Source organism: Streptomyces sp. NRRL S-350, from assembly GCF_000719705.1.
In the GTDB taxonomy this organism is placed as follows: domain Bacteria; phylum Actinomycetota; class Actinomycetes; order Streptomycetales; family Streptomycetaceae; genus Kitasatospora.
In genome coordinates this window covers 69,703-79,009 of sequence record NZ_JOHO01000053.1, presented here as the reverse complement: position 1 = coordinate 79,009, position 9,307 = coordinate 69,703, and the positions used below count along the sequence as shown (strand labels likewise).

The following is a 9,307-nucleotide window of genomic DNA, read 5'->3' as shown; positions in this document are numbered from 1 at the left end:
CGTGAGTTGTCTGCGCGTCACACTCAACAGTCCTACCGGGTTCTGCCCCAGCGCGGGACAGAAACCCGAAGATTGATCACAACCTCATACAGGCCCTAGTAGCCGTTGCCGAACGTCTCGCCGTCGCGGGGCACGATCGCACACGCCATGCAGGCTCAGAGGCTGATCGGGCGCCACATCGACACGTAGCGTGGGGAGTCCGGGTACGGCTGCATGGTCCCCATCTCGGTGTAGCCCCAACGCTCGTAGAGGGCTCGGACCCGCGGGTGGTCCTCCTCCACCAGGAGGTGTGAGCGCTCTTCGATACGGTGCGACAGCAGCTCTTCGTGGAGCGTGCGGGCGATGCCGGCCCCGCGCCAGTCGGCGCGGACCATGACCTCGCACAGGGCGAAGGTGCGGGTGTCACTCTCCTCCAGCTGATCGGCCGGCACCGGGGTGAGAAGCCCGCCCCACTCGTACGTGGCGGTGCGGGCGAAGCCGTAGGCGTAGCCGATCGCGATGCCGTTCACCTCGCCGAGGGCGCAGCCCCAGCGCGGGGCGGAGGCGTGACGGCGGAGGCGGTCGGCGAATCGATCGACGGAGAAGAACGGGTCGACGCTGGCCTCGTAGGCGTAGACCTCGGCGTAGATCTCCAGGAGCAGCGGTTCGACGGCGGGCAGGTCGGCGGCGGTGTGGTAGCTGACGGTCAGGGTGTCGGTCTCGGGCTGGGCGGCCACGCTGCTGCTCCTGCTCGCTATGAGGCGGTGGTGACGTCGTAGCGTTCCACGAAGCCAGCGGCGATCGGAAGGTCGAAGCCAGCCACCTTTTCGCGGAACTGTCCGAGGTGCACGGCCCATCGCGGGCAGTTCACCGACGGGTAGAGGTCCAGTGCCTGGTCCGCCATGCCGACGGCCTGTTCGACCTGGTTGGCGGCGAGGTAGCACTCGGCGAGGTGGACGGACTTCGCGAAGCGGTTGCGCCGGAACGCGGGGTCGAGGAGCGTCATGCCTTGCTCTTCCTGGTAGGCGGCGCGGTCGGGTTGCCCCAGGTTCATGTGCGCCATCGCTGCCGAGCCCATCACCTCCCCGGGGCCGACGAACGCGAGCCAGGCCTCGGCGGTCGCATCGCCGATTCGGTCGAGGGCAGTCTCGGCGCGGGCGAGAGCGGTGCCGCACTGGGCGCCCTGCCCGGATGCCGCGTAGCCGAGTGCCAGGCGGCCGTGGAGGAGGGCCGAGAGTCGGTGGTCCCGGGAGTTGCGGGTGGCGTCCAGGGCGGCGCGGGCGATGGTGACGGTCTCCGTCGCCCGGCCCAGCTCCCAGCTCTGCCGGGACATGTAGGCCCAGATGCGGGCCTGGAGCTGCCGGTCGTTGGCGAGCAGGCTCGCTCGCAGGCCGGAGTCGAAGTTGCGGCTGGCGCGCGGCTGGTCGCCGGAGTCGAAGGCGAACCAACCGGCGGAGGCATGCAGCTGGCCGATGACCTGGTACAGCGCCTGCTCGACGCGCGGGCCGTACAGGCAGCGGCCCATGGCGGCCTCGATCTGCTGGACGAACGACTCGGCGATGTCGGCCAGCTGCTCGCCGCCGTAGGCGTCGTCCACGGCGTGCAACCGGTCGATGCTTTCGCGGATGCGGTCGACGTCGCTCGCTCCTATGCGCCCGGACGTCGGGAGCGGCGCGAAGGCGACGGACAGCAGGTTCCCTGCGCCCGCGATCATGAACTGGCGACGGAGCACGTGATCCTCCTCGGCATGGTTCGTTTCCAGCAGAGTAGAGCGCGGCTGGAGCTGAGCAAGCTGCTGAGATCTTGTACCCGTAAGTGTGAAGCCGAGCTGATCGGACTGCAGCTGGAAGACGTCCATGATGCCGACCAGGTAGTGCAGTTGCGGCAGCGCGGTCTTGCCGGACAGCCACCTCCGGACGTGCCGGTCAGTGGCATTCCCGGGCTGCCCGAAGCGTCGCTCGATAGCGGCGTTTACGGCCTGAGCAAGGTCAGAAGCCGAGAGCTCAGCCCGCTGCATCAGGGCTCTCAGCACGTTGTTCGGACGGCCGGCTGCCATGAGCGCTCCTCGGTCCGGCGGGTGCGACACGGTTCGCCCCCGCCTGCCGTCAACCCTCGGGAATGTCCGGGGGTCGTGAAGGTGACCGCCAAAGAATGGCCTATCTCGGCTTGCGTGACCAGCGGTTCACTGAATGTCAGCAGTCGGCGGTCGGGGCGGAGTTAGAGCGCCTCGCGAGGAAGTCGGCCTGCTGCCCCGTGCTTCCGCAACGACGCGGCGGCGCGGTCCTGATGCCCCGGCACGGAGTCCTCACGGGCTCTGCGGTGGCGCGACCACACACCGGAGCTGCCCGATCGGGCAGCCGTCCAGGAGGGACCGTTCGATGAGCGACGGCAACAACCACGGCAGCGGCGACGACAGCGGCAACCAGCACGAGAACACCGGCGGCGACGCCGGCGGTGGCAAGTAGTCCTGCCGAGAGCACGCGGGATCTCCCGGGCGCATACAGCGCCCGGGAGGTTCCCGGCCCCTTGAGGAAGAGTCAGCGCCACCGATCGCGGCCCGTGAGCTTGTGGGCGGCAGTGAGGCGGTCTGGATGCCCGCTCTGATCTGAGCGCGTGGCCCCGGACGTCGGCGAAGGGCGCACGACCCTGACCGAACTGCTGCGCCCGGCCTGCTCCCCCGACGGGGCGGGCGCATCCCCACTGTGCCGTCAGCAGGAGCAGCCCAATGCGTACCCCCGCCGCCGTCATCTACCAACGCGCCAGCGAAGACCCCACCACCCGCTTGGCCTTCACCGCCTGGTGCAGGTCGCCCGCCGCCGCTGGTGTGGTGCCGCGATGAACGCCGCCCACGGTCTCGTCGAGCGGGTGACGATCGACGCGAGTGCCCCCGAGCTGGAGAAGCGGCTGAGCAGTGTTCCCGTCGTGCGCCGCATGCTGCGCACCGCCCTGGTGCGCTGGGGCGTAGTGGACGACGACCTCGACAACGTGCTGTACGTGGCGGTCGAGCTGGTGAGCAACGCCGTGCGGCACAGCCCCCCGGGTATGCACCACGTCTCCCTGAACCTGTCGCCGGACGGGAACCGCCTCGTCGTGACGGTGCACGACCTGAGCCGGGCACTGCCGTACCTGCCCGACGACGCGAAGGGCAACGCCTTCGCCGAGTCCGGCCGCGGCATGCTGCTGGTCGCCGGGCTGTCCGAGAAATGGGGCACGGCGGCGACCTCGGGTGGCAAGAAGGTGTGGGCCGTGCTCAGGCTCCAGAAGCCCGTGTCGGTGCCGCTTCCGAGCTACGCCGACGAGCACGCCACCGAGCGGGCCCTGCGGCGCGCTGACGTCATCACGTCCGCTGTCCGCGTGTCCCGGCTCTGCCTGATCAGGAGGCCTCACGCCACCGCGTAGGCCGCTTCCCCGCTCCCTGAGCCGATGCGTTGGCTACGGCTCCCACCCACTCCTCCCCGGCCTGACGACGACAGCAGGCGGAGGAGGCCCGGCCTTCCCGGCCGTATCTCCCGTCCACCCGTTCGTGAGTTTCCGGAGGACATCGTGTCTGGCACCGGCCCTGTTGACGCTGCGCCGCCGCTGGCTGCTGATCGCAGCAGCCCGGCCGACCCGCGCGCAGGCTTGCGAGGCCGCCTGGTGACCGGCGCCGAGCGCGACGCCGCCGTGCGGCACTGGCTCCTGGCTGCCCTCCCCGACGGCGAGCGGACCGCTGCCGCCGACGACTGGAAGACCCGCGGCGTCACCGTGCTGCCGTGCGGGACGCTGTACTCGGCGGTGCGCCTGCCGGCCGACATCGTCGCCGAGGCGGCGGGCAGCACAGATCGGGCGGCGATCGACCGGTATCTCGCGGTGTCCCTCGACGGCCCGGTGTTCTGCACGGGTGAGCGCGGCCTGTACGTGGCGCTGGTGCCGCCGAGTACGGCCCGCACCTGGTCCCTGTCGGGCGTCAGCTTCCTCGGCCGGGGCTCCGTCGTGACGGTGCCAGCGCCCGGCCTTACGCGAGACCTCAGTCCCGGGGCGTACTGGGCGGTACCGATGGAGTCGCCTGGAGTGCTCTGCCTGGCAGAGGACGTCGCGAACGTCGCTACGCGCGGGCTCCGGAGAGGCGGCTGCCGTGCGTGAGGAGCTGCCGCTCGACGTCGCCGCGGCCCGCGTGGCGGTGACGCGGGCCGAGGCGATCGCGGCCGACGCCGAGGTGTCCTGGCCGCCGGATGAGCAGACCCTCAGCCTGCTCTCCGGCCTCGCCGAGGAACTGCTCGGCCACCTGCTGCTGCTCACCGCCTCCGTCGAAGCGGACTACCGGCTGTTGCCGTCGGCGGCGCGGCTGCGGCCCGTCATTGACGGGGCGGCCCGCCTCGCCGGCGCCCTACTGGCCTGGCCGGGCACCGACTCCTACGCGGACGTCCAGGTGCTCACGGCGGTGTGCCGCCTGCTGCTGACGCTGCACCAAGTTCACCCGCTCGTGCCCGGAACCCGACCCAGGCCGGCGGACAACGATGTCGAGCCCGATTCGCCGGCCTGGTCGCCTGGCGCGGCGATCTATTGGCCGCACCGGACGTGACGGACTTCCCGATTCGCACCAAGTTGAAGTGGAGTTCAGAGTGATCGCACCCGCCGTGTTCCCCACGTTCCAGCACGCCTACGCCGCCGTACTGCGGCACGTCACCGAGAACCGCGAGTACGTCAACACCGCTCGCGGGAACGACAGCCACGAGATCATCGGCGCGACGTTCCGGCTGACCGACCCCCGCCGACGCGCCCTGTACCTGACGAGCCGACCCGTCAACCCCGTGTATCACTACGCGGAAGCCCTCTGGTACCTGGGCGGCATGCGGGACCTCGACCTGATCGGGCACTACGCCTCCCGCCGCCGGGCAGATTCGCGAGACGGGACGACGATCGAGGGCTCGTCCTACGGCGCGCGGATCTTCGCCCCCCAGCCCGACGGAGCCCGCTCCGCGTTCGACCGGGCGCTGGAGCTGCTGCGGGCCGAGAAGGACAGCAAGCGCGCGTACATGCCGGTGTTCGAGGCCGGCGACTTGGACGAGATCGGCCACCCCGATCTCCCGTGCCTGGTCGGGCTCCAGCTGCTGGCCCGCGACGGCTACCTGCACATGGTCACCTACATGCGCGCCAACGACGCCAACCGCGGAATGGTCTGCGACGTCTACAGCTTCACCGTCATCCAGGAGTTCGCCGCCGCCCAGCTCGGCCTGCGCCTGGGCGACTACACCCACCACGTGGGGTCCATGCACGTCGGCGTCCGGGACCTGGAGCGCGCGGGCAAGGTACTGGAGGAGACGGCAGCCAACCCCAAGGCCACGCCGCTGTTCCCGGCCCCGGTGATGCCCACCGACACCACGTGGCAGCACATTCGCACCGTGCTGGAGCACGAAGAGCTGTTGCGCACCAACCAGGCCCAGTACACCCCGGCCGACGTCGCGCAGCTGGACCTGCCGCTGTACTGGCAGCGGGTGCTGCTGCTCTTCGAGGCGCACCGCCAGCTCGTCAACTGCCCGGCGGACCCAGTCGACTCGCAGCTCCTCGACGCCCTGGAACCCGGAGCCCGCTGGCAGTTCGAGCGCCGCTGGCCCACCCGGGTCACCACCGGGGTGATCGGGTGAGGCAGAACCCGCTGTACGGCGTGGACTGGTCGCGTTGGAGCGTGGTCCTCCTCAAGCCGGACTGTCTGCGCCGAGGACTGGCCGATCAGGTGCTGGCCCGGCTGGAGCCGCAAGCGCGGATCGTGCACCGGCGCCGCGTCGTCGTCGCCGACTGGCAGATCCACGTCCACTACTGGGACCTGCTGGTCGACCGGGACCTGTTCGAGGTGGACGTGCCTGCGTGCCTGCGCGCCACCTACGTCGGCCAGCAGGTGGAGGTGGCGCTCGCCCACGGCGCTCCAGGTACCCCCGAGCGGCTGCGCGACCTGCTCGGACACTTCGACCCGACCCAGGCCGAGCCGGGCACCATCCGCGCCGACCTGGGCAGCGACAGCCTCGCGGCCGCCCGGGCGCAGCGCCGCCTGGTGGAGAACCTGATCCACACTTCCGACCACCCGCGCGCCGCGCGCCGGGACTTCGGGACGTGGTTCGGCGCCGGCCAGCACCAGCTACTGGAGATCAAGGAGGACCACCGATGACGACCGCCATCAAGGGCCGGCGTCTGCTGCCGCTGCTGACCAGCGCGCAGATCGCCTCGCTCAAGCCCGAGCTTGCCGAGGTTGTCGAGTACCGCAAGTCCGGGCTGTCGCTCAACCACATCGTCGGCTGCCCGCTGGACTGCGGGTACTGCGTGCGCCACCTGTTCGACAACTTCGAGCTCAAGACGCCCCGGCGGCTGATGAGCGACGAGGCCGCGGTGGAGCTGCTGACCGGGCACAAGTACTTCCGGCCCCACCGCACGCCGATCCAGATCTTCAACCGGGCGACGGACCCCATGCTCCCCGTGGTCAAGCCGCACACGTTTCGGACGCTGCGGCTGCTGGACGAGAAGGGCCTGACCAACCACGTCCTGATCATCACCAGGTGGCGGGTCGACCCCGAGGACTGCGAGGTTTTGAACAGCTTCGAGAATATCCGGCTCACCGTGCTGGTCACCCACTCCGGCATCGACCACCCGGGCATCGAGCCGGTCGACTCGGCCATCGCCGCCGCCAGTCTCCAGACCCTCCACCGGCACGCCGAGCGGTACCGCACGGTGCTGTACTGGCGGCCGATCGTGCCGGGCCTCAACGGGGCCTCAACGACTCCGACGAGCACATCCAGAGGGCTCTGGAGCTGTCGAGGCACGCCGACGCGACAGTGTTCACCGGGCTGTTCTTCCGCAAGGAGATCGCCGCGTACTACGCGGACCACGGCCTTCCGATGCCGTACGACGACATCGCCCGTCGCAAGATCATGCCGGAATGGTCCGAGCAGCGGATCCTCGCCGCGTTCCGTCGGCCGGAGGACCAGGGCGAGCCGTACGGGCCACTGTTCCGGAAGACCTCCTGCGGGGTGGCCTACGCCCACAAGGTGGCCGACTACAACGGGCACTACGGCATCCGGGAGTTGTGCGACATCTGCCCGGTGGCGCAGCTGGGCCTGTGCCGCGACGCCTGGAAGGCCCCCAGCCTGAAGGAGGCCACGGAAGCCGCCCGTGCTCTTGGGGCGACCGGCGACGTTGAGGTGAACGAACGCGCCATCATCGTCGAGGGCTTGAACGAGCCGCCGCGCTACTTCATGCAGCACGGCTTCGGCTACCAGGTCCACGACCGCGACAAGCCGCACCACCCCCGTCGGCACGGCCGCGCCGAAATCGGCTGGCCGGCCCCGCAGTAAGGAACAGCGATGGACTACGGCACCTGGCCCCGAGTCTTCGTCGTGGACGTCGAAGGCAACGGCGGAACGCCTCCGGACCTCGTCGAGGTCGCCGCGATCCCGGTGATCGGCGGGAGCCCGGTGCCGTCGTCCACGCGCTCCGTCCTGCTGCGCCCGCCGAGCCCGATCACGCCGTTCGCTCGGCGAGTGCACGGCATCCGCAACCAGGACGTGGCCCAGGCGCCGACCTGGGACCAGGTCGGCCCCCAGATTCAGGCATCCCTGGAGGGCGTATGGATCGCCGCGCACGCTGCCCACGTGGACTACGGCGTGCTGCTGCGGCACATGCCCGACTGGAAGCCCGCCGGGGTGCTGGACACCCTGCGGCTTGCCCGCGCGACCTACCCGAAGGCCGGCCGGTACAGCCTAGATGCGCTGATCGAGCTGACCGCCATCGACCTGGCGTCCGTTCCCGGCCAGCGCCACCGGGCGGCCTACGACGCCCGCGCGACCGCTCTGCTGCTGATCGCCCTCGCCGAGCACTACGACACCTGGGACGCGCTGCTCACCGCCGCCGTCCCGCCCGGGATGCCCGGCGCCCCCCTGCCCGAACCACCCAAGTCCGAGGAACAAAAACTGTGGTGACACCGCTTCGCCTCTACATCGCCGGGACGCACTCGACCGGCAAGACCACCCTCGCCAGGCGCATCGAGATGGAGCTGCGCGCCGTCGGCATCACGGCGGCCCGCACCGGGGGCTTCGCCAAGCGGGCCGCCGGCCTCGGCTTCCCGAAGATGACCAGGCACGCCGCCGCCGTCGAAGTAGCGGTCGAGACGATCACCGCCGCCTGGGCGGCCGCCGCATGAAGACGATCACGATCGCGGGCAAGAAGGTTCCTCGTCTGGGCCTGGGCACCATGCGCCTCACCGGCCCGGGCACCTGGGGCGAGCCGGCCGACATGGTCGGCGCCGCCGCGCTGCTGCGCGAGGCCGTCCACGACCTCGGCATCCTGCACATCGACACCGCCGACGCCTACGGCCCGCACACCGTCGAAGAGCTGATCCGCCGCGCGCTGCACCCCTACCCCGAGCAGCTGCTGCTGGCCACGAAGGTCGGCATGGTGCGGCCCAAGCCGAACGTGTGGAAGCCGCTGGGCCGGCCCGAATACCTGCGCGCCGCCGTCGAGGCGTCCCTGCGCCGCCTGGGGACCGAGCAGATGAGCCTGTGCTACCTGCACCGGGTGGACCCCGCGGTACCGCTGACCGATCAGGTCGGCGAGCTGGAGGGCATGCGGGCCGAAGGCAAGATCGCCGCTATCGGCCTGTCCAAGGTCACCCCCGAGCAGATCCGCGAGGCAGGCAAGCTGGTGACGGTCGCCGCCGTCCAGAACTGCCTGAACATCGAGGAACCCGACGATCCGGCGTTGCCGTACTGCCTGGACAACGGCATCCCGTACGTGCCGTACAGGCCGCTGAACGCCGGGAAGCTGTCCAACACGGCGAAGGCGCTGCGATGGCTGCTGGCCCTCGGGCCGCTGGTCGCGCCGATCCCCGGCACGTCCGACCCGGCTCATCTGCGCGAGCTCTTCGCGCCGGCGACCTGAGCGGCAGGCGCGAGATGTCGAAACCCTGGATCCCCCGCGAGGAGTTCGTCCAGACTCTGCCCCGTGCCCTGCATGGCTGTGGCGTGCTGCTCTTCGACCCGGACGGGAGCCTGCTGCTCCTGCACGACTCCTACAGCGCGGGCCGGGCCGCCAAGGGTGGACCGCAGCGCTGGTGGACACCGGGCGGCCTCCTGGAAGAGGGCGAGGCCCCCGAGCAGGCGCGCGGCGGGAAGTTCTGGAGGAGACGGGCCTCAAGCTGGACGGCCCGCTCTGTCCGATCGGAGTAGACTTCTTGCCGCCGGCCGAGGACTGTCCGCCCGTCAGACCTACTTCTTCACCGCCGGTCCCCTCAGCTGGGAACAGGTCTGCTCGGTCACGCTGTCCGAGGCCCACGACGAGTACCGGTTCCGTCAACTCGCCGACG

At 70.4% G+C, this 9,307-nt stretch carries 13 protein-coding genes; 10 read left to right on the top strand and 3 right to left on the bottom strand.

Annotation, left to right across the window (positions count from 1 at the left end; translation table 11 throughout):
• Positions 1-155: 155 nt before the first annotated feature.
• Both IF30_RS0132060 and IF30_RS0132055 read right to left on the bottom strand, forming a co-directional pair.
• Complete coding sequence (locus IF30_RS0132060) at positions 156-716, bottom strand: GNAT family N-acetyltransferase (RefSeq protein WP_051711678.1); 561 nt, start codon at positions 714-716, stop codon at positions 156-158.
• Positions 717-733: 17 nt separating this feature from the next.
• On the bottom strand, positions 734-2,035 hold the full coding sequence (locus IF30_RS0132055) for a hypothetical protein (protein ID WP_158835631.1): 1,302 nt from the start codon (positions 2,033-2,035) through the stop codon (positions 734-736).
• 779 nt (positions 2,036-2,814) lie between these two features.
• On the opposite strand from IF30_RS0132055, the gene IF30_RS44110 reads away from it, so the two are divergent.
• From IF30_RS44110 to IF30_RS0132025, 5 genes are all read left to right on the top strand, one after another.
• Entirely contained in the window at positions 2,815-3,378 is a 564-nt protein-coding gene (locus IF30_RS44110) for an ATP-binding protein (protein ID WP_051711677.1), read from the top strand.
• 237 nt (positions 3,379-3,615) lie between these two features.
• The gene (locus IF30_RS42300; RefSeq protein ID WP_051711676.1) at positions 3,616-4,101 is read left to right on the top strand and encodes a hypothetical protein; all 486 of its coding nucleotides are present in this window, start codon (positions 3,616-3,618) and stop codon (positions 4,099-4,101) included.
• Positions 4,094-4,540, top strand: a complete 447-nt coding sequence (locus tag IF30_RS0132035; protein ID WP_030244993.1) for a hypothetical protein — start codon at positions 4,094-4,096, stop codon at positions 4,538-4,540. The genes IF30_RS42300 and IF30_RS0132035 overlap by 8 nt, the downstream gene beginning before the upstream one ends.
• A 40-nt stretch (positions 4,541-4,580) precedes the next feature.
• Positions 4,581-5,603, top strand: a complete 1,023-nt coding sequence (locus tag IF30_RS0132030; RefSeq protein ID WP_063752878.1) for a thymidylate synthase — start codon at positions 4,581-4,583, stop codon at positions 5,601-5,603.
• Positions 5,600-6,121 (top strand): nucleoside-diphosphate kinase, encoded by a 522-nt coding sequence (locus IF30_RS0132025; protein WP_063752876.1) that lies wholly within the window; start codon positions 5,600-5,602, stop codon positions 6,119-6,121. The genes IF30_RS0132030 and IF30_RS0132025 overlap by 4 nt, the downstream gene beginning before the upstream one ends.
• On the opposite strand, the gene IF30_RS49825 is transcribed toward IF30_RS0132025, so the two are convergent.
• Positions 6,102-6,626: a hypothetical protein gene (locus IF30_RS49825; protein WP_234322926.1), complete on the bottom strand. Its 525-nt coding sequence runs from the start codon at positions 6,624-6,626 to the stop codon at positions 6,102-6,104. The two genes, IF30_RS0132025 and IF30_RS49825, sit on opposite strands and share 20 nt — an antisense overlap.
• 156 nt (positions 6,627-6,782) lie before the next feature.
• Here IF30_RS49825 and IF30_RS49820 point away from each other — a divergent pair, with 156 nt between their 5' ends.
• Genes IF30_RS49820 through IF30_RS0132000 form a run of 5 tightly spaced genes read left to right on the top strand, consistent with a single transcriptional unit; the run spans position 6,783 to position 9,170 of the window.
• Complete coding sequence (locus IF30_RS49820) at positions 6,783-7,301, top strand: hypothetical protein (protein WP_234322925.1); 519 nt, start codon at positions 6,783-6,785, stop codon at positions 7,299-7,301.
• Positions 7,302-7,310: 9 nt separating this feature from the next.
• Complete coding sequence (locus IF30_RS0132015) at positions 7,311-7,925, top strand: 3'-5' exonuclease (RefSeq protein ID WP_030244988.1); 615 nt, start codon at positions 7,311-7,313, stop codon at positions 7,923-7,925.
• Positions 7,922-8,146 (top strand): hypothetical protein, encoded by a 225-nt coding sequence (locus IF30_RS0132010; protein ID WP_199807967.1) that lies wholly within the window; start codon positions 7,922-7,924, stop codon positions 8,144-8,146. The genes IF30_RS0132015 and IF30_RS0132010 overlap by 4 nt, the downstream gene beginning before the upstream one ends.
• Positions 8,143-8,883 (top strand): aldo/keto reductase, encoded by a 741-nt coding sequence (locus tag IF30_RS0132005; RefSeq protein WP_030244986.1) that lies wholly within the window; start codon positions 8,143-8,145, stop codon positions 8,881-8,883. The genes IF30_RS0132010 and IF30_RS0132005 overlap by 4 nt, the downstream gene beginning before the upstream one ends.
• A 14-nt stretch (positions 8,884-8,897) precedes the next feature.
• Complete coding sequence (locus tag IF30_RS0132000) at positions 8,898-9,170, top strand: NUDIX domain-containing protein (protein ID WP_030244985.1); 273 nt, start codon at positions 8,898-8,900, stop codon at positions 9,168-9,170.
• Positions 9,171-9,307: the final 137 nt, after the last annotated feature.

Bases quoted from the DNA above. Each gene is read 5' to 3' on its own strand.
- IF30_RS0132000 (WP_030244985.1), top strand. From the start codon at position 8,898: ATGTCGAAACCCTGGATCCCCCGCGAGGAGTTCGTCCAGACTCTGCCC.
- IF30_RS49825 (WP_234322926.1), bottom strand. From the start codon at position 6,626: ATGGCCGAGTCGACCGGCTCGATGCCCGGGTGGTCGATGCCGGAGTGG.
- IF30_RS0132005 (WP_030244986.1), top strand. From the start codon at position 8,143: ATGAAGACGATCACGATCGCGGGCAAGAAGGTTCCTCGTCTGGGCCTG.
- IF30_RS0132015 (WP_030244988.1), top strand. From the start codon at position 7,311: ATGGACTACGGCACCTGGCCCCGAGTCTTCGTCGTGGACGTCGAAGGC.
- IF30_RS44110 (WP_051711677.1), top strand. From the start codon at position 2,815: ATGAACGCCGCCCACGGTCTCGTCGAGCGGGTGACGATCGACGCGAGT.
- IF30_RS0132055 (WP_158835631.1), bottom strand. From the start codon at position 2,035: ATGGCAGCCGGCCGTCCGAACAACGTGCTGAGAGCCCTGATGCAGCGG.